The organism is Streptomyces sp. P9-A2 (assembly GCF_036634175.1).
Classification (GTDB): Bacteria; Actinomycetota; Actinomycetes; order Streptomycetales; family Streptomycetaceae; genus Streptomyces; species Streptomyces pratens.
This window is the reverse complement of record NZ_JAZIFX010000001.1, coordinates 486,053-504,534: the sequence shown is the minus strand read 5'-3', so window position 1 is coordinate 504,534 and position 18,482 is coordinate 486,053. Positions and strand designations below refer to the sequence as shown.

Below are 18,482 nucleotides of genomic sequence, written 5' to 3'. Positions count from 1 at the left end.
TTACTCCACCTGCCCGGCGCCGGTGCCCCCGGCGTACTTAGTGAACCGGCCGCGCCACGGGATCGACGTGGAGACCAGGTCGACCAGGCGCAGCTCGCCCAGCTCGTCCAGCAACATGGGAAGCCGGCTCTCGACGGCGATGCTTTCGGTGATCGCCTGGCAGTAGCCGAGGCGCACGGTCTCGTCGGCCGCCGCAGTGCGCAGATGCTTGACGAGGATCCGCTGTGCGGTGCCGAGTGACACGATGTGCGTCGCGTCCTTCAGCGTCTCCAGAGAGATCGCGGTATCGACCGGCTGCAGGGACGTGTGATGGACCCCGAGGTGGCGGATGACGGCGAACGCGCCCACCCACCAGGCCGACGCCGAACACACTGCGGCCACCGCGGCGCGCAGGACCGGGTCGGTGACGGCCGGAAGTAGGGTGTCCGCGACCTGCTCCGCGCTCGCGGTCAGTGGGTTCGTCCCAGAGCCGGCGGTGCCGTACTCGTCCGGCAGACGTAGCCAGTGCGTCAGGCCGGTCCCGTCGATCACCGCCTCGACCGCAGGGTCGGCGAGCGAGGCGGGGCAGGCGGTCAGAGCGCCCGGCGAGGTCTGCGTGAATAGGACGACGTCGCTAGGTGGTGTGATGAGCTGCTCGCGCAGCTGCGGCAGGTGCAGGGCCAGGCGCTGGAGCTGCAGCCCGTCGGCGAGCGTCTCCCAGGACGCGTAGAGAGTCGGGCCGGATGGGGAGAGGGACACACGGGCTCCTTCGTCAAGAGGGGGCGGAAGATCTCCGGGAGGGGATGCGGGCGGCAGGCTATCCAGCGCGCGGGGTGACTCTGGTGTGCCCTCGCCGGTCACCGCGAGGTAGGCCCAGGTCACAGAATTACCACTGGCGCGCCGACGCCCCCAGGCGAGGCAAACGACCTGGCCGATCAACAGACCGTGGCCGTGCTCCTTCTCGGGGCTCGGTGACTTCGCTCTCAGCCGTTTGCTCGGGTGGTGATCGGCAACCTCGATGACCAGATGGTCCTCGCGCGTACGGACCTGGGGGCGGATCTTGCCGTCCTCGGTGTGCTCCAGCGTGTTCGTGAACAGCTCGAGCAGGACGAGCTCCGCCGTGTCGACCGTCTCCTCGCCCAGTTTCCGATCAAGCGTCGCTGTGCGCATGAAGTTCCTCGCCTGACCGGCCATCTCTGGCTCACAGGGCAGCACCAGCTTCCGCTCCCCCGGCAGTCGGCGCGTAGCGGTGGCACGCGCGAGCAGGGCGGTCACGGTGGTGCTCACCGCGACACCATTAACGGGAGGGGCTGAGGCATGAGCATGACTCGATTCCTTCACAGCAGCGGCCGGAAGACTCCGGCTGGCAGCCGGTGTGTACGGCAGCAGAGCCGATACTCCAGAGTGCGCGAGAGCGATCTGGGATCGGCCAGAGGTCATCGGCCTCCTCCCACCGAAGCCGTGTCTGCGTTCGGACCGAGCAGGTCCCAGGTGTGTCCGAGCATCACCATGTGGACCTCGTCGGTGGCGCCCGTGGTCGCGATGAGGGCATCGACGCTGGCGCGGACATCGGCCGGCGCGATGCCCGCTGCCCGAGCGATGTGGGGGATGCTGGTGTTCGCAGCCACTGCGCGGAGGAGCAGCACTTGCTGTTCGTCCAGGAACGGTGCCGTTTGTTCAGGCGTCGACACGGTGATCTGCTCAGTGGTGATCAGGGCGTGCAGCAGGACAGGCATGGCGCAGCGCGGGGGAAGGTGCAGCTTGATGCGCAACCCTCCGGCATAACTCTTGACCGTGTGCAGCGACAGTTCCAGATCGTCTGCGATCTGCGCCAGAGACATGCCGCGACCGAGACGCTCGGCAACGCGCCGCTCGGTCGGCGTAAGCGGGGTGATCGGGCCAGTAGCCGTCATTGTGAGCTTCCTTGAATGCTGCCCAGGAGCGGACACTGTGGCTGCGGAGTTGTGTTGATCAGAGCCATGTACGGAGTGCTGACCGGCTCAGGACTCGGCCGGTGAGCCCAGCCGAACGGGAATGGACTGGTGGCCGTTGCTGATCAGCGACTCCAGGGGCCGCAAGTGGATGCTGGGGATGGCGAGTTGCATGTGCGGAAAGCGCGTGAAGAGCTGCCGGAGGACCTCGGCGACTTCGAGGCGGGCCAGGGGTGCTCCGAGGCAGAAGTGGGCGCCGTGGCCGAAGGCGAGGTGGTCCTTGGAGGGGCGGGCGACGTCGAAGTCGTCCGCGGTGTGGCCGTGCCAGTCGGGGTGGCGGTTGGCGGCAGCGTAGGAGGCGAGGATGGCGTCGCCCTTGGGTATGGTCCGCCCGTCGGGGAGAGGGATGTCCTGCACGGCGTATCGCAGGGGCAGGTGGGCGACGGCGGGTTCGAGCCGGAGGGTTTCCTCGACCACGTCCTCCCAGGTGTAGTCGCCGGTGAGGATCCGGTCGAGCTGGCGGGGGTGGGCGAGCAGGTGCACCACGGCCTGGTCGATGACGTTGACGGTGGTCTCGTATCCGGCGCTGACCATCAGCAGGAGGGTGTCGCGCAGCTCCCGGTGGGCCAGGCCCGTTCCGTCTTCCTCGCCCCGGCTTTTGATCAGCAGTGACGTCATGTCGTCACCCGGGGCCCCGCGCTTGGTGGCGATGAGCTGGTCGAGCTGCTCGTACAGTCGCTCCGCGTTGGCCTGGGCCTCCGCCGGGGTCAGAGTGGTGTTGAAGACGCCGTCCACGACCGCGCGGAATGCGTCGCGCTGATCCTCGGGGACGCCCATGAGATGGCTGATCACGCCGATGGGCAGCGGGTAGGCCAGGTGTTCGCGCAGGTCCACATCCTGGCCCTGGGGCAGACCGGCCAGATTATCGATCAGGCTGGTCACCATCGCGGCGATGTCGTCCTTCATGGCGGCGACACGGCGGGCACTGAAGGCCGGCGCGACCAGGCGGCGCAGCCTGCGGTGATCGGCACCGTACGCGGTGAACATGTTCTCCACCGCGATCCACAGGGCGAGCGGCCAGATGGCCACGGTCTCTTCGAAGGCCGGCCAGTGGGCGCGGCCGTCCTTGGACACGGCCGGGCTGGTCAGTAATTCCTTGAGGAGGGCGGGGTCGGTGATGGCCCACGCGTGGATGCCAAGGATGTCCACGTGGGCGGCCGGGCCTTGGGCGCGCAGGGCCGTGTGCTCGGCGTGGCGGTTGAAGCCGGTGGGGTCGAGGACGATGGGCTGTTGCTCGGGCACGGTGGTCTCCTTCAACGAGCGGGCGGGAAGAAGGCGGGCAGGGTTTCCAGTGCGCGGTGGAACGGGCCGGGCCGCCAGCGCAGTTCGGTGGCGGGGACGGCGAGGTCTATCTCGGGCAGGGCGTCGAGGAGGTAGCTGATCGCGGTCTCTGCGATGAGGTAGGCGTGGGGGCGGGCCGGGCAGGCGTGCGGTCCGTTGCTCCAGGACAGGTGGGCTCTGTTGCCGGAGAAGTCGCCCGAGGTGCCCCGCAGGGCGGGGTCGTTGTTGCAGGCGGCCATGCTGATGACGACGGGCTGGTGGGTCGGGAGCAACACACCGTCGATGTCTGTCGGGTAGGGCGGGTAGGTGATGCAGTAGTTCGCCAGTGGCGGGTCGGTGTAGAGGACGATGTCGAGGGCGTCGCGCACCGTGGACTGGCCTGCGTGTACAGCGGCGGCGAAGTCAGCGTCCGAGAGGATCTTCAGCAGGGTGTTGGCGATGAGGTTGGTCAGGGGTTCGATGCCGGCGCCGTAGAGGGTGACGAGCTGGTGGGCTATCTCCTCGTTGCTCAGGTGGGCGGGGTGGGCGAGGAGGCGGGAGGTGATGTCGTCGGCGGGATGGCCCTGGCGCAGGGTGACGAGTTCCGCGACGGCTTGGGCGAGGATCTGGTTGCCGCGATCGGCGTCGGTTGCATTGAAGATGCGGGCCATGCCGTCGGCGATACGGGACCCGGTTTCGTCGGGGCAGCCGAGCAGGGCGCTGAGTACTCGGAAGGCGATCGGCCAGGCGTACTGGGTGAGCAGGTCGGCACGGCCTGCCGTGCGGAAGTCCGCGATGGTGCCGGAGGCGATCTTCTCCACGGTGGTGAGCAGCTGGTGCTGGTCGACGGCGTTGATCGCGCTGGTGTTGGCGGCCCGGTAGCGGGCGTGTTCAGCGCCGCTGCTGCGAAGAGCGTTGGGTCGCCACTCCATCATCGGTCGCACGGGGAAGGAGGCGGGTACCTGTTGCTGCCAGGTCCGCGGGTCGGCGGGGAACCGCATGGGGTCGGCCAGGATGCGTCGGGCCTGGTAGTAGCCGATCACCAAGGTGGCCGGGATGCCGGGGGACAGCTCCACGGGGACCAGGGGACCGTGGGTGGTGCGCATCCGCTCGTAGGCGGCGTGCGGATCGGAGGCAAAGCCCGGCTCGTACAGCGGCACGGGGCTGTTGGGGGTCATCGCGTGGGCTCCAGAGGGGTGGCCGCGCGGCGCGCGACTAGGTATTCGGTGAGCGCGATCAGGGAGTACAGGCTGGAGGTGCGCTCGCGTGCGTCGCATGTGGTCAGTGGTGTTTGGGGATCCAGGGCGAGGGCCTGGCGCAGTTCGTCGGACGCGTAGCCGGGGGCGTCGGGGAAGGCGTTGATCGTGACGGCGTATGGGATGGCCTGGGTCTCCAGCAGGCTGAGCGCGTCGTGGCTGGCCGCGAGGTTGCGGGTGTCGGCCAGGACGAGGCAGCCCAGCGCCCCGCCGGCGAGGTCTTCCCACAGCGACTGGAAACGGGTCTGGCCAGGGAGCCCGAACAGGTACAGGGCGAGCGTGCCGTTGGCCAGGTGAATGCGGCCGAAGTCCATGCCGACGGTGGTTGTGGTCTTGCCCGGGGTGCCGTGCAGGTCGTCGATGCCGACGCTGCCTTCGGTGATCGGCTCCTCCATCCGCAGCGGCCTTACCTCCGACACGCTGCCGATGAACGTCGTCTTGCCCACCCCGAACCCGCCGGCGACCACGATCTTCGCGGCCTCGGTCACCGTGTGGGGCAGATAGGTGACGGCCGGGTCAGAGGGCCAGTTGGCGGAGTCCATGGAGCACCTTCAGCAGGACGTCGGATTCGGGCTGGTCGGCGACAGCGGTCACCGGGCTGGCCAGGTGGCCGCTGTCGATGAGCGTGGAGACGAGGATCCGGACAGTGGACGGCGGCAGTTGGAGGGCTGCGGCGATGTCCGCCACGGCCAGCCCGCCCCGGCCGTCCGGAGCGAACAAGCTCATCACCCGCCGAGCGTCGGGCCCCAGTTCGAGCAGAGGTCCGGTCGCGGCGATGACCACGCTTTCCAGGCGCACGGGCCGTTCCGGTCGGACCTGTCCACCGGTGCGGACGTAGGGCCTGACCATGTCAGGGTCATGCCGCGGCCCGGTCATGCCGCGGAGTCCCCGTCCGGCTGAGGCAAGCGCGCGCGTTCCTCGGTGCCGAGGTGCTCGCGCAGACGCATCACCAGCCGTTCCATCTGCTGGCTGACCAGGCCGGGGTCGGCCTCGGCACCCGTGGCCACCGAGAGAACCGTGTTCTTCCCTGCCGCGGTCGTCAGGCCGAAGCCGTTCGTGCTCTCGATCAGCAGTGCACGCACGCCGCCGCTGCTGGTCTCCTCGTCCCAGACTTTGGCTGTGGCCCGCAAGGTGGAACTGATCGCGGCGAGCTTCTCGGCGTCGTCCTGACCGATGCTCTCCGTCCGGGCCATCAGCAGACCGTCACCGCTCAGCAGTACGGCGTAACGGACGCCCGGCACACTGCCAAGGTGCTCGTCCAGCAGCCACCCGAGGTTCGCGCGTGTGTCGGTCGTCATGGTCAACGTCCTTCTTCGGTAGTGGTGGGGGTTTCGTCGTGTCGGCCCCGGCGGCTGCCCGCAGCCCAGGCAGCTGCTGCTGCGGGGCTGCCCGGCTGCACCGGCTCGACCGCTGAGCGCGTAGGAGCAGCGGGGCGGGGGACGCGCCGGCGGACCGTGAGCCCGCCCGCGGTGGTGGCGGGGGCTGTCAGGGCCTGACCCGCGGGTGGGACGGGAGCCAGCCGGGTCGCAGGCTGGGTGGGCGGTTCGGGCCGCGTCGGTGTGGTCAGCAGGGTCTGCGGCAACACGATGACCGCACGGTTGCCGCCGTACACGTTGGGTGTCGTGAGATCGACGCGGAAGCCGTATTCGCCTGCGAGGACGGCGGCGATACGCAGTCCGGTCTGCGGGTGGGCGCCCAACTGGGTGATGTCGTCGCGCTGCTTGCCGGCGAGTACTTCGCGTGCCCACTGCAGCTTCTCGTCCTCCATGGGCAGCCCGGAGTCGTCCACGATCAGCAGCACGCCAGTGGCGCTCTGCTCCACGGAGACGTACACCTTGGCACTCGGCGGGGAGTATTGCAGCGCGTTGTTCAGCAGGTCCGCCAGGCAGTGCACGACCGCTGCCACGGCGCGGCTCTGAATTGCGTAGGAGTCCAACTCGGTGTGCTGAACGCGCTGATAGTGCTCGACTTGGCCCATGGCGCTGCGTACGACGTCCGTCACTGTGGTCGCCGGCCAGTGTCGCGACAGCTTGCCGCCGGCCAGCACGGTGTACCCGGACGCGGCCCGAAGCATCTGCTGGCCCAGGTGGTCGATCTCCAGCAGCGTCGCGTACGCCTCATCGGTGACATGGCGGCGTACGCCGTCGCTGATCCTGCTGCTCAGCTTCGCGGCGTGCTGTACGACGCCGGCTGAGAAGGCCCGCACCGCGGCCCGAGTGACGTTCACCGACTCTTCGCGTGCCTCGGCGATTTGCCGTCCGGCTTCCACCTTGCTCTGTGTGATTCGCGCCTGGGCCGCGTCCTGGATCGACCGCATAGTCTCGAAGAGGGCGGAGTCGATCTGGCCGGTAAGCACACGGAGGGCCCCAGTGATCGGTGTGTTGACCAGTTGCTGCGGCAGCGTCATATCCGGCTGGTGGGGCTGTCCGGCCTGCGCCGCCGAGGCAGCCGGGACGACGGAGGCCGCGACGTGCCGGACAAGCTGCTCGGCTGCCACCAGTTGCTCCTGGAGCTGTGTGACGCGCTGGTTCAATCGGTCAGCGCGACGCTTCTGGGAACGGGCTGCCCGGCGGTAGTGCACGGCCGAGCCGGTGGCACCGGAGGCTAGCAGTGTGGCTGCGATGATCAGTATCGGTTCCATGGTCAGGCCCTCGCGAGCATCTCGGAGACGCTTCCGGCCGCGATGGCGTCGGCGCCGAGGCCGTCAGCGAGGGGGATGCGTCCGGTCGTGGTCTGGGGGAGTGACGAGCAAGCGATCTGCTGCAGCAGCAGTGCACTCTCGATCAGGCCCATATGGCTGAACGCCTGTGGGAAGTTGCCGAGTTGGCGTCTGGTCACCGGGTCGTACTCCTCGGCGAGTAGGCCGAGGTCGCTGCGCAGAGTCAGTAGCCGTTCGAACAGGGACTGGGCCTCGCCGTGTCGGCCAGTGAGGGCCAGGGCGTCGACGAGCCAGAACGAGCAGAGGAGGAAAGCGCCTTCGTGTCCGGACAGACCGTCCACCGTGGTGTCGTGGCCGGTGGTCGGATACCGATGCACGAGGCCGTCAGGCGTGGCCAGTTCGCACTTGACAGCGTCCACGGTCCCGGTGACCCGGGGATCGTCCGGTGGCAGGAAGCCGACCCGGGGAATCAGTAGCAGGGCGGCGTCCAGTTCTTGGGAGCCGTAGGACTGGGTGAAGGTGCCGCGCTCCCGGTCGAAGCCCTTGGTGCACACCTCACGGTGGATGGTCTCGCGCAGGTTCGAGAGGGCGAGCACGTCGGCGTCCAGGGCGCCGGCCTCGGCCAGCCGGATCGTCCGGTCCACTGCCACCCAGGCCATCACCTTGGAGTGCACGAAGTGCCGGCGCGGTCCGCGGATCTCCCAGATGCCCTCGTCCGGCTCTCGCCAGCGCTCGGCCAGCTGCCGCACGAGCTGCTGGTGTAGGGCCGCCGTGTCGCTACATGGGGCGACACCATTCTGGTGCGCGAGGTAAAGGGTCTCGATCACCTCGCCGTACACGTCGAGCTGCAGCTGATCTGCCGCCCCGTTCCCGATTCTTACCGGGGCCGAGTCCTCGTACCCGGGCAGCCACGGCAGCTCGCGCTCGGCCAGGTCGCGCTCTCCGGCGATCCCGTACATGATCTGCAGGTTCTCCGGGTCGCCGGCCACCGCCCGCAACAGCCATCGACGCCATGCTTCGGCCTCCCGCCGGTATCCGGTCCCCAGCAGGGCACCCAGGGTCGTGGAGGCATCGCGTAACCAGGTGTAGCGGTAGTCCCAGTTCCGGCTGCCGCCGATCTCCTCGGGCAGCGACGTCGTCGGTGCCGCGACGATCCCGCCGCTGGGGGCGTAGGTCATCGCTTTCAGTGTGATCAGGGACCGGACGACGGCCTCCCGGTACGGCCCGGCGTAGGTGCACTGGCGAGACCAGTCCTGCCAGAACTCGAGCGTGGTGGCGAGCGCGGCGCGTGGGTCGGGAATCTCCGGCGGGGCGCCATGGGAGGGGCACCAGCTCAACACGAACGCCACGTTCTCTCCGGCGCTGACGGTGAAGGAGCTGACGACCGCACCGTCCTTCTCCACCTGCTGGGTGGAGGTGTCGAGCCAGAGGGCGTCCGCACCGGCCTCGGAGACCATGCGTCCGCCCACCTCGTGGATCCAGGGACTGACGCGGCCGTATCCGGGCCGTGGACGGAGGATGGAGAACATCGGCACCTCGCCGGCCACGCCTTCGATGATGCGGATCACCTGGGGCGCCCCGTCACGGGGCGGCATGAAGTCGGTGACCCGGACGGTGCCCCTGGGCGTGCGCCACATCGATTCCAGGACGAGCGAGTCATCCCGGTAACGCCGCTCGGCCCTCACATCTGGATCGGGTGCGGCGGCGTCCGGGGCCGGAGCGATGCGCCAGGCGCCGTGCTTCTGCGTGCCGAGCAGGGCCGCGAAGACAGCGGCTGAGTCAGAACGGGGCAGGCACAGCCAGTCCAGCGAGCCGTCATCGCAGACATGCGCACTGGTCTGCATGTCGCCGATCAGGCCGTACTGCTCGATGTGATTCATCGTGTCTGTACTCCGTAGGGCCCGGGGCTTCCGGGGCCGGATGGCCGCCTCGGCGGCCTGCGGGTGGGAAAAAGGGGCGTTCACTGGTCGGGGTTTATGAGTCCGTCGGGTATGCGGCTGAGGATTCGTCGTCTTCGACGGCCGGTGCGGGTGGCTCCGGGGGCTGGGGCGTTCCGAGGAGCACGAGCCCGGCCATCGCTCCGACGATCCCTGTGATCAGCGCGGCTCCTGTGGCAGTCACGTCTGCGGCTCCACGTCCTTTGCGGGCGAAAGCTTCAGAGGGCACTCGGGCATCACGTTCGGGGCAAGGAAGCGGCGAGGACCACGGTGATCAGCGCGACGGTCAAGACCAGCACCCGCCACGTGTTCCGACTGGGCCTCCTCGACCGTCTCCCGGGCGGCGGGGTTGCGGGCAGCCTTGCACGGTCGATTTGCTGGGCGGCACTGACGAGGTCGAGCGTGGCCTTGGCCAGCTGGACGAGGTGAACCCTGCTGGGCAGATAGCCGTCGGGCGGGTCGGCCGAGCTGAGCCGCTGTGCTCTGAGCAAGGCGAGGTCGTCGGCCGGCACCACGGCACCGAGCTGGCTGATGTGGCCACGCAAGAGTGCGGCGAGACACTTCACGTCCTCGGGCGTCTCGGGGAGGGGCGAGTTGTCGTCGAGGACCAGGGCAACGGTCTCTTCCGCCGCCACGGTGAGATCACGCCCCGTTCCGCCCGCCGGACTCGCGAGGCGGAGCCGGGCTACGCCGAAGGAAGCCATCGGGAGGCGCGAGGCCGGCGAGGAAGGCATGACGGAACTCCTATGTGGAATCAGCCAGGTTGCACGCGGAGCCGCGTGCTCGACGGGTGACCGGAGTGCGAAGTGCGTGATGGAGCGGCTACGTTGAGCGAACCGTGAATCTTCGTCGGGGGAAATCCCCGCACGGTCGGCAAGGCCGTCAAAGGCGTCAAAGATCATCCCGGAACCGAGGGGCAGATCATGGCCCGTGAACGCAATGCCGCCCTCGCCGCGCTCCTGAAGGAAGCAGGCTGGTCGCAGCCCCAGGCAGCCGCCGCAGTTGCCCGCGTTGCCGCGGAGAGCGGGGTACGCGAGCTGCAGGCGATCTCCCGCTCGCACATCGCCATGTGGATCCAGGGCACACGCCCGAGCGGGCAGGCGCCCCATATCCTCTGCGAGACGCTGTCCCGCAGGCTCGGCCGACGCCTCACCCTGGCCGAGATCGGGCTGGAAGGGGAACCAACGGGACGAGACGACTCCGCTTCCCACTGGAGCGTCGACCCTCTGACCGCGCTGGCCGAGCTGGGAAGCGACGATCTGGACATGCACCGACGCAAGATGCTGACGACCGCCGCTTACTCCGCGGCCGGTCTCGCGCTGCCTGCCGCCTCGTGGTGGGCAGCTGCGCCCGCCGAGGCGGCGAAACGGCCCGCGGTCTCCTTCCGACAGGTCACATCGACCGACATCGACGATGTCCGGGAGCTGACCAGGTTCTTCTCGGCCCGCGATCAGCAGCGCGGTGGAGCCTCGGGACGCTCGGCACTTGCCGGCCACCTTCGCGACGAAGCGGTGCCGCTGCTGGGCAGCAGGTTCGCCACCGAACGGATACGCAGGGACCTCTACTCCGCTGTAGCGGAAATGACCTACCTGGCCGGATGGATGGCCTTCGACGCCTCGCAACACCGCACCGCGCAGCGCTACCTCACCCTCGCGGCCAGGATCGCCGCCGAGGCAGGTGACGGACCACTCGGCGGCCACATTCTCCGGGCCCTGGCGCACCAGGCCGTAGACCTCGGACACCCTCGCAACGCACTCGACCTGGCGGGCGCCTCCATGTCCCGCGACCGCTACGGCCAGGCCGGCTACAGGGAGAAGGCCCTTCTCGCGATCGTCCACGCGCGAGCCCTGGCGGCAGACGGCGACCGCGCCGGCACCCTGGCCGCCATCAGCCGCGCCGAACGGGACTTCGCCCGTGCCGACAACAACGCCGTCCCCAGCCGCGTGGGCTTCTTTCAGGAAGCCTCGCTCGCTCACGAGACAGCCTGTGCCTTGCGCGACCTCGGTCGGCCGCGCGACGCGGAGATCCACTTCCAGCGCAGCGTCGCCACCCGCCGGCGCCAGCTCTACGCCCGCACCCACAGCGTGACCCTCGGATACCTCGGTGCTGTCCAAGTCCAGCAAGGTCGCCTCGACGAGGCGTGCGCCACCTGGAACGAAGCCCTCGATGCGATGTCCGGCATCCAATCCGGCCGCGCTCGAGACGTCATCGTCCGTATGCAGACCGACCTCTCGCCCGTTCGCCACCGCGGCGGCCGACACATCGTGGAGCTGGACCGCCGCGCACGCGACATGCTCCGCGCCATAGGCTGAACACCGAACAGGGCAGTGGTGGCCACACCCCCGGGGCGCCGCCCTGCGCACCCTGCCGAGCGAGAGGAACGAACGGTGGTCTCCACGTACGAGGTCAGGCCGATCGCCACAGTTGTCGGGGGACACACCCGCGTCCTGGACGACTACCAGGGCGGAGTCCGGTCGATCATCCGTCTCCACGAGGAGTACCCACTCGAAACCCTGAAAGGGATCGAGGAGTTCTCGCACCTGACGGTGACGTGGCGCTTCCACCTGGCCCGCCCGGAGGATGTGCAGCTTCACGCCCGCAGCCCTCGAGGGAACACGCGCTGGCCGGCCACAGGAACCTTCGTGCACCGCAACCATCGCAGGCCGAACCAACTCGCGATCAGCTACCCGCGCCTGCTCGACGTGGACGGCCGCGACCTGCACGTCACCGACCTCGACGCCGTCGACGGAACTCCTGTGATCGACCTGGCGCCCTACTTCCAGCAGATGGGCCCCCGAGGAGGGGTGCGTCAGCCGGCCTGGCCCGGTGAGATGCTGGACGCCGAGTACTGGAGGGATGCAGCCGAACGCCCGTAATACCGGAATCTGAAGGCGCCCATGGCACTTGGCTTTGAGATTGCTTGTCATCAGCTGACCGCCAATGCCAGTTCGCACCACGTGCCGGCGCCGTCGTTGCTGATACCCCAGGCGCCCCGTCGGTCGTCTGCGACCGTTTGAACCAACAGCAAACCGCGGCCGTGCTCGTCTTCGTCGCAGGGGTTCTCTGGAGTGGGCCGACGGCTGGGGACCCCGTCGTGGACGTTGATCCGTAAGTAGCCGTTGTGGAGGGTGAGCGTCAGGGTGACCTCGCGACCGTGGCTGTGCTGGACCGCGTTCGTCACCAGCTCGGAAACGACGAGCACGGCGTCGTCTGCGTAACAGGACAGCCCCTCTTCGACCAGGTGATTCCGGGTCAGCCTGCGCATCTCTGCGACCTGCAATGCGTCAATGCGTGCGAGGGGTTGACCTGGACTGCGCTCAGCGATCTGAAAGGAATGACTCAACAGGCCAGCATCGGCCTTGGGGGAGCGCAGCGGTCGTGCGCCAATCGTTGTCATCACGTCCTCTTGGGGGTGCGGAGAACCGACCGGGCGGTGGATGTCGCCCTACGCAGGCAGGTCTGCTCCCTGCAGGGACGAAGACGGGACAGACAGGGGCAGCGCAGAGTCGTTGTGGTGCCGCGCATGTCCTTCCCCTCTCCGCCCTCTCTGTCAGCCTTGGGTGAGACGTCCCGCTTCGGCGGGTTAGCCTGAGAGGGCACGACAGGAGAACCACCCCCTCATGACCAGCAGCAAGTCCGCCGGATCCGACCCGGCTCCCCGGCCGAAGCGCCGCACTTTCAGCCCGGAGTACAAGCTGCGGATCGTGGCCGAGTACGACGCCGCCCCGCAGAACGAGAAGGGCGCGGTCCTGCGCCGCGAGCGGCTGTACCACTCGCATGTGAAGGAGTGGCGGGCAGCGCGGGACGCCGGGGCCCTGGAGAAGCTGGTCGACCAGCGCACCAGCCCGGCGAGGCCGAAGAAGTCCGCCGCCGAGGCGGAGAACGAGAAACTGCGCCGCCAGGTGGAGCGTCTGGAGAAGGAACTGGCGCGGAACAAGGCCGCGCTGGAGGTTATGGGAAAAGCTTCCGCGCTCTTGGAAATGATCTCCGAGGGCGCGGACTGAACGCTGCCGTCGCCCCGGTGGCCGATGACGCGTTCACCGGCGTCGAGGGCGTGCTGGGTGTGACTGCGGCGTGCCGGCTGACCGGCCGCTCGCGGGCCACCCACTACCGCCGGCTGCGTCCGGCGCCACCACGCCGGCCCCGCAAGCCGCAGGTCCAGCCCTCGGCCCTGACGGCCGAAGAACGGTCTGCGGTACTGGAGTTGATGAACAGCGACGAGTACGCCGAACTGGCGCCCGCGCAGATCTGGGCCCGCGAGCTGGATGCCGGGCGCTACCACTGCTCGGTCTCCACGATGTACCGGATCCTGCGCGAGAAGGGCCAGTCCGGCGAGCGCCGAAGACAGGCCACCCACCCCGCCCAGGCGGTGCCCGAACTGGTGGCCACCGCCCCGTCGCAGGTGTTCACCTGGGACATCACCAAGGCGGCCGGACCGGCAAAGGGCATCTGGTATCACGCCTACGTCATCATCGACATCTTCAGCCGCTACATCGTCGGCCACACCGTCGAGGCCGCTGAATCGGCCGAACGGGCCGAGGAGTTGATCCGCGAGACCATCGTCCGCAACGGGATCGTGCCCGAGACCGTGCACGCCGACCGCGGCACCTCGATGACGAGCAAGAAGGTCTCCCAGCTGCTGATCGACCTCGGGGTGACAAGGTCGCACTCGCGGCCGAAGGTCTCCAACGACAACCCCTACAGCGAGGCCCCGTTCAAGACCACGAAGTACATGTCGGACTATCCCGAACGGTTCGACTCGCTGGCCCACGCCCGCGAATGGTTCGACGCCTTCATCGCGTACTACAACCACGAGCACCGGCACTCGGGCATCGGCTGGCACACACCCGCCTCCGTCCACTTCGGGACCGCCGAGGAGGTCCGCGACCAGCGCGCGGTCACCCTCGCCGAGGCATACGCCCGCCACCCCGAACGCTTCGGCCGCCGCCCCCGACCACCCGAGATACCCCAGACGGCCTGGATCAACGACCCGTCCAAGCGCCGCGAACCCGCACCACAAACCTCATAGCATCACGACCGTCTCACTGGACTTGAAATCTTCCGCCGTAGCGACAACGTGATCACCGCATCCGGCCGAGTGGTCACTGCAGTGGGCATGAGTGTGGGACCAGGACGCCCTCGTGCTGATCTCTGCGGCGATATCTCTGTAGAGATATGGATCCCCGCATATCGTGTGGATGGTTGGGGAGTTCGACTCAGGGGGCTGCGCCATGAGACCGCCGAGCCGCGTATGCGAGCGGTGTGCCACCGCGCTGAGCCAGTACAACCCCGGTGCCTTGTGCCCCCTGTGCTCCAAGGCAGGAACGGCGCCGGGAGTTCCCGATCGAGCCTGGCGCGACGAAGCCGTTTACCGGGCCCTGGCCGCATGGGACTTCGGTGAGTTGCTGCGCCTCGTGCGTAGGCGGGCCGGCTTGTCCCAGATGGCCGTACGCGAGCTGACGGCGTTACCTCAGTCCTTCATTTCCGGGCTCGAACGCGGTCAGAAACAGATCGGCAGCCCCGCCACCCTTCTCGACCTTCTCAACGGCCTCGGTCTGCCCTCCGACCTGCAACCTTTGCTCCTGACACCCCTGCGCGGCGATGCACCGAAGCCTGGCTACAGCCGATCGACGGAGGTCGTACTGCCCTGGACGGCGGATCGTATGGTGACGTCACTTGAAGTGGCTATCGGAGGTACCGCCATGAAGCGCCGCCGCGTGCTGACCGCCCTGAGCGGAGCCGCACTCACCCAGTACGTCTTGCAGTCCGCCATCGCCCCCACAGAGGCCGTGGCCGCTTCTTCCGGTACCACGACCGTCACCGACGCCCTGATCGGCTCCCTCCAAAGCACCACCGACGCACTCCGCCAGGTTGACGCGACCAGCGGGAGCGGAAGCCTCGCCCATACGGCGAAGACTCATCTGCAGATGCTCCTGCACCTGCTCAAGCACGGCTCCTACAGCGAGCGTCATGGGCGCCGGCTGGCTGCCGTCACCGCCGACACGGCAGCCCAGACCGGCTGGTACACCTTCGACGGCGGCGACCACGACGCCGCCCAACACCTCTTCCTCGGCGCTCTGCGCGCAGCCCACGCCTCAGGCGACTCCCGCCTGCGCGCCGGAGCTCTCGGCTTCCTCGCCATCCACGGCTACTCCGTCGGCGACCCGCGTGACGCCATCACCGCCGCCCGCACAGCGCGCCAGACGATCACGGAGCATGACGCCCCCGCCCTGAACGCCATGCTGCTCACCCGCCAGGCTCGCGGTCACGCCCGACTCCGTGAAGAGCGCCACGCCCTGGCCGCACTTGCCGAAGCTGAAGAACTCTGCGCCCGCGGCCGAGGCGAGGACGATCCTCACTGGCTGTACTGGGTCAATACGGGGGAGATCCTCGGACAGACCGGGAGTTGCTACCTCGACCTAGGTCAGCCGGACCGGGCAGCGCAATCATTCGCCGCAGCCCGCGATGTGCTCAGTCGAGATGAGATCCGAACCACTGCCCAATTCCTCTCCCGAGCCGCCACCGCACAGATGCGCGCCGGCGACGCCGACGCCGGGTGCGCCACCGCTCATGACGTCCTGACCCTCGCCGAAGGCATTGCCTCCGCCCGCCTCGACGATCACCTGCGCAACATGCTCAACGAGGCGCGTTCCTACGGTGCCTCCTCGCCCACCAGGGACCTGTTGGAGCGCGGGGAGAGCATCATGCGTCAGCGAGCTGCCGCATGATCCTGGTTCTCTGGGACGTCGACCGCACCCTTCTCTACGTCGGCGACATCGACAGGCAGGTCTATCGGGAGCTTTTCGAGGAGATAGTGGGCCAGCCTGCTCAGAGTCTGCCCGCTCGGGGAACGGGAGTGACGATGCCTCTCGCTGTCCGGGAGCTGCTGCGGGTGAACGGAGTGGAGCCTGAACGAATCGAGGAACTCGCGCAGCGCATCGTGCAGCGCATGCCCGTACAACTAGAGCTTCACCGTGAAGAGCTCCGTCGCACGGGACAGATCATGCCTGGTGCACCCGCCGCCCTTGCCGCCGTGCAGCAAAAGCCCGGGCTGGTTCCCACAGTGGTCACCGGCAACCTGCGAGGCAGCGCGGAGATCAAACTCAAGGCTCTGGGCTTGGACGAGTATCTCGACCTCGGCATCGGCGGATACGCCTCCGACGACTCCCACCGCCCTGCCCTCGTGCGTGTGGCACAGCAGCGAGCCGGCACCCGCCACGGGCGTGCCTTCACACGGGATACGACTGTCATCATCGGCGACTCGCTTGAAGACGTCCGCACTGGCCGAGAAGGCGGTGCCCAGGTGATCGGCGTCGCTTCCGGTACCACCACAGCCGAGGCACTTGCTGCAGCCGGCGCCTGTCACGTTGTGCCGGATCTAACCGACGCACAACGCGTAATTCGACTGATCAACCAATGTGCGGTGTCGGACGTCGACCAGGGCTGACCTGAGTCACCGTCGTTGGTGAGTAGGTTCGACGGACTGGGTGGAAGCCTGAGCCCCGGGTCGGTCGTGTGTCGGGCAGGCCAGGTAGGAATTCTCCGGCCGGAGCGGTTTGATGTGCCCTAACTTGACTCTGTCGGGGATCTTGGAGTCTCCCGGTGGGGCAGCATGATCAGCAGGCATGCTCGGGGTCGTTCCAATGACCGATGCAGTCGTCGAGGTGCTCGTTGTCCCTCCACCCCCGTTCCAGTGAGCAGGTCCCGTCTCTGACTGCGCAGGTCGCGCGGGCGAGTAACCCAGGCGGTACGACGGCGATGTGGGTGAGAGACCGCCTCGACGGCTTATGGTGCGACGAGGACTTCGCTGACTGGTATCCGCGGGACGGGCGCCCCGGCATCTCGCCCGCCCAACTGGCCACCGTCTGTGTACTGCAGTTCCTGCTCGGCCTGTCGGACCGGCAGGCCGCCGAGGCGGTCCGCTGCCGCATCGACTTCAAGTACGCGCTGGCCATGGAGCTGGACGATCCCGGCTTTCATCACAGCGTCCTGGCCGACTTCCGTGACCGGATGGCCGAGTGCGATCGCGCCGACCGCCTCCTCGATCTCGCGCTGGCCCGCCTCAAAGAGGCCGGGCTGGTGCGCGAGCGGACCACGCAGCGCACCGATTCCACCCACGTCCTGGCCGCGGTGCGCGACCTGACCCGGCTGGAACTGGTCACCGAGGCCGTACGCGCCGCGCTGGAAGAGGTCGCCGGCACCGCCCCGTACCTTCTGGTCGGCCTGGTCGACGAGGAGTGGGGGCGCCGCTACGGCCGTCCGGTCCGCCTGGGCAAGAACCCCACCCGGCCCAAGACCAGGATCCTCGCCGCCGGCGACGACGCCTGCCGACTGCTGGAACACTTCCACCGGCAGGGATCGGGCTACCGGCCCGGCCCGCAGGCCGAGGCGCTGCGGCAGATCGTCGTGCAGAACTACTACCGTGACGCGGCAGGCCGCCTGCGCCGGCGCACCGCCGACGACGCCGGCCTGCCGCTCTCCTCCTCGGCGATCGTCTCCCCTTACGACACCACGGCGCGCTACGTCCGGCACGGGCACATCATCAGCTGGAAGGGGTTCGCCGCGCATGTCACCGAGACGTGTGCCTCCGGCGGCGTCAACGTGATCACAGACGTGGCCACGACCTCGGCTGCCACGAACGACGCCCAGGCCCTGCCCGGCATCCACAACCGTTTGGCGCGTCGCGGGCTGCTGCCCGCCGAGCACCTGGTCGACGGTGGCTACACCTCCCTGGTCCATCTGGACCGGGCCGAGCGCGAACACCGGGTCACCGTCAGCGGGCCGCTGCCGGGCAACCCCACCCGCCAGCACCGCCAGAACGAAGGCTTCGACCGGGACGACTTCCACATCGACTTCGACCGTCGGCAGGTCACCTGCCCCCAGGGCCAGGTCAGCGCGGGCTGGCACGGCCCCTACCCGACGTCTTCACCCACCGCCGCCCCGCTGATCGTGGCCCGGTTCACCAAAGGGCAGTGCCGCCCCTGCCCGGCCCGCACCCACTGCACTACCACCGTCGACAGCGCCCGGACTGTGGGATTTCCCCCACGAGAGCTCCGCGACCTGCAACTCCGCGTCCGCGCCGAGCAGCAGACACCCGAATGGAAGGCCCGCTACGCGGTCCGCTCCGGAGTCGAGGGAACCATCAACGAGTTCGCTCACGGACACGGCATGCGCCGCTGCCGCTACCGAGGACAGCCGAAAACCCATCTGCAACACGTACTCACGGCCATCGCCGTGAACATCAAACGCCTCAGCGGTCAGCCGGTGACCGAGGAAGCCTCTTCACCGAGACCGCCGACCGCCTTCCAGGCCTTCCTGGACCGACAGGGGATTCCCCGGTTGAGGTCCTGGCGAAAGCTGGGCAGTTGACCTCGCGCTTTCCAAGATCCCCGACAGAGTC

18 protein-coding genes are annotated in these 18,482 nt (G+C 68.4%); 7 read left to right on the top strand and 11 right to left on the bottom strand.

What is annotated here, in order from left to right; all coding sequences use genetic code 11:
* The 10 genes from V4Y04_RS02245 to V4Y04_RS02200 form a co-directional block, all read right to left on the bottom strand.
* Complete coding sequence (locus V4Y04_RS02245; RefSeq protein WP_332425454.1) at window positions 1-1,266, bottom strand: ATP-binding protein; 1,266 nt, start codon at window positions 1,264-1,266, stop codon at window positions 1-3.
* A gap of 149 nt (window positions 1,267-1,415) precedes the next feature.
* The gene (locus V4Y04_RS02240) at window positions 1,416-1,892 is read right to left on the bottom strand and encodes a helix-turn-helix domain-containing protein (RefSeq protein ID WP_332425453.1); all 477 of its coding nucleotides are present in this window, start codon (window positions 1,890-1,892) and stop codon (window positions 1,416-1,418) included.
* 87 nt (window positions 1,893-1,979) lie between these two features.
* The gene (locus V4Y04_RS02235; RefSeq protein ID WP_332425451.1) at window positions 1,980-3,212 is read right to left on the bottom strand and encodes a cytochrome P450 family protein; all 1,233 of its coding nucleotides are present in this window, start codon (window positions 3,210-3,212) and stop codon (window positions 1,980-1,982) included.
* 11 nt (window positions 3,213-3,223) lie between these two features.
* Window positions 3,224-4,408: a cytochrome P450 gene (locus tag V4Y04_RS02230; protein ID WP_332425449.1), complete on the bottom strand. Its 1,185-nt coding sequence runs from the start codon at window positions 4,406-4,408 to the stop codon at window positions 3,224-3,226.
* The gene (locus tag V4Y04_RS02225; RefSeq protein WP_332425448.1) at window positions 4,405-5,028 is read right to left on the bottom strand and encodes a GTP-binding protein; all 624 of its coding nucleotides are present in this window, start codon (window positions 5,026-5,028) and stop codon (window positions 4,405-4,407) included. Before V4Y04_RS02225 ends, V4Y04_RS02230 begins: the two co-directional genes overlap by 4 nt.
* A complete protein-coding gene (locus tag V4Y04_RS02220; protein WP_332425447.1) occupies window positions 5,003-5,335 on the bottom strand; it encodes a DUF742 domain-containing protein in 333 nt (110 codons plus the stop codon). The genes V4Y04_RS02225 and V4Y04_RS02220 overlap by 26 nt, the downstream gene beginning before the upstream one ends.
* 23 nt (window positions 5,336-5,358) lie before the next feature.
* Window positions 5,359-5,784 (bottom strand): roadblock/LC7 domain-containing protein, encoded by a 426-nt coding sequence (locus V4Y04_RS02215; protein WP_332425445.1) that lies wholly within the window; start codon window positions 5,782-5,784, stop codon window positions 5,359-5,361.
* A gap of 2 nt (window positions 5,785-5,786) precedes the next feature.
* On the bottom strand, window positions 5,787-7,127 hold the full coding sequence (locus tag V4Y04_RS02210; protein WP_332425443.1) for an ATP-binding protein: 1,341 nt from the start codon (window positions 7,125-7,127) through the stop codon (window positions 5,787-5,789).
* A 2-nt stretch (window positions 7,128-7,129) separates the two neighbouring features.
* Window positions 7,130-9,025: a glycoside hydrolase family 15 protein gene (locus V4Y04_RS02205; RefSeq protein WP_332425441.1), complete on the bottom strand. Its 1,896-nt coding sequence runs from the start codon at window positions 9,023-9,025 to the stop codon at window positions 7,130-7,132.
* Window positions 9,026-9,318: 293 nt separating this feature from the next.
* Window positions 9,319-9,816, bottom strand: coding sequence for a DUF6415 family natural product biosynthesis protein (locus V4Y04_RS02200; RefSeq protein WP_332425439.1), 498 nt, complete (start codon window positions 9,814-9,816; stop codon window positions 9,319-9,321).
* Window positions 9,817-10,005: 189 nt separating this feature from the next.
* On the opposite strand from V4Y04_RS02200, the gene V4Y04_RS02195 reads away from it, so the two are divergent.
* Both V4Y04_RS02195 and V4Y04_RS02190 read left to right on the top strand, forming a co-directional pair.
* Complete coding sequence (locus V4Y04_RS02195; RefSeq protein WP_332425438.1) at window positions 10,006-11,394, top strand: Tat pathway signal protein; 1,389 nt, start codon at window positions 10,006-10,008, stop codon at window positions 11,392-11,394.
* A 75-nt stretch (window positions 11,395-11,469) separates the two neighbouring features.
* Window positions 11,470-11,958, top strand: a complete 489-nt coding sequence (locus V4Y04_RS02190) for an SAM-dependent methyltransferase (RefSeq protein WP_332425437.1) — start codon at window positions 11,470-11,472, stop codon at window positions 11,956-11,958.
* 50 nt (window positions 11,959-12,008) lie between these two features.
* Here the strand turns inward: V4Y04_RS02190 and V4Y04_RS02185 are convergent, their stop codons facing one another.
* Entirely contained in the window at window positions 12,009-12,479 is a 471-nt protein-coding gene (locus V4Y04_RS02185) for an ATP-binding protein (protein ID WP_332425436.1), read from the bottom strand.
* Between the two features lie 223 nt (window positions 12,480-12,702).
* On the opposite strand from V4Y04_RS02185, the gene V4Y04_RS02180 reads away from it, so the two are divergent.
* From V4Y04_RS02180 to V4Y04_RS02160, 5 genes are all read left to right on the top strand, one after another.
* Window positions 12,703-13,086: a hypothetical protein gene (locus V4Y04_RS02180; protein ID WP_332425435.1), complete on the top strand. Its 384-nt coding sequence runs from the start codon at window positions 12,703-12,705 to the stop codon at window positions 13,084-13,086.
* A 17-nt stretch (window positions 13,087-13,103) separates the two neighbouring features.
* Window positions 13,104-14,111 carry an IS3 family transposase gene (locus V4Y04_RS02175; RefSeq protein WP_332425434.1) on the top strand — a complete coding sequence of 336 codons (1,008 nt, stop codon included), beginning with the start codon at window positions 13,104-13,106 and terminating at the stop codon, window positions 14,109-14,111.
* A 202-nt stretch (window positions 14,112-14,313) separates the two neighbouring features.
* Window positions 14,314-15,810 carry a helix-turn-helix domain-containing protein gene (locus V4Y04_RS02170; protein ID WP_332425432.1) on the top strand — a complete coding sequence of 499 codons (1,497 nt, stop codon included), beginning with the start codon at window positions 14,314-14,316 and terminating at the stop codon, window positions 15,808-15,810.
* A complete protein-coding gene (locus V4Y04_RS02165) occupies window positions 15,807-16,529 on the top strand; it encodes an HAD family hydrolase (protein ID WP_332425430.1) in 723 nt (240 codons plus the stop codon). The genes V4Y04_RS02170 and V4Y04_RS02165 overlap by 4 nt, the downstream gene beginning before the upstream one ends.
* 203 nt (window positions 16,530-16,732) lie before the next feature.
* A complete protein-coding gene (locus V4Y04_RS02160) occupies window positions 16,733-18,451 on the top strand; it encodes an IS1182 family transposase (RefSeq protein ID WP_332425428.1) in 1,719 nt (572 codons plus the stop codon).
* Window positions 18,452-18,482: the final 31 nt, after the last annotated feature.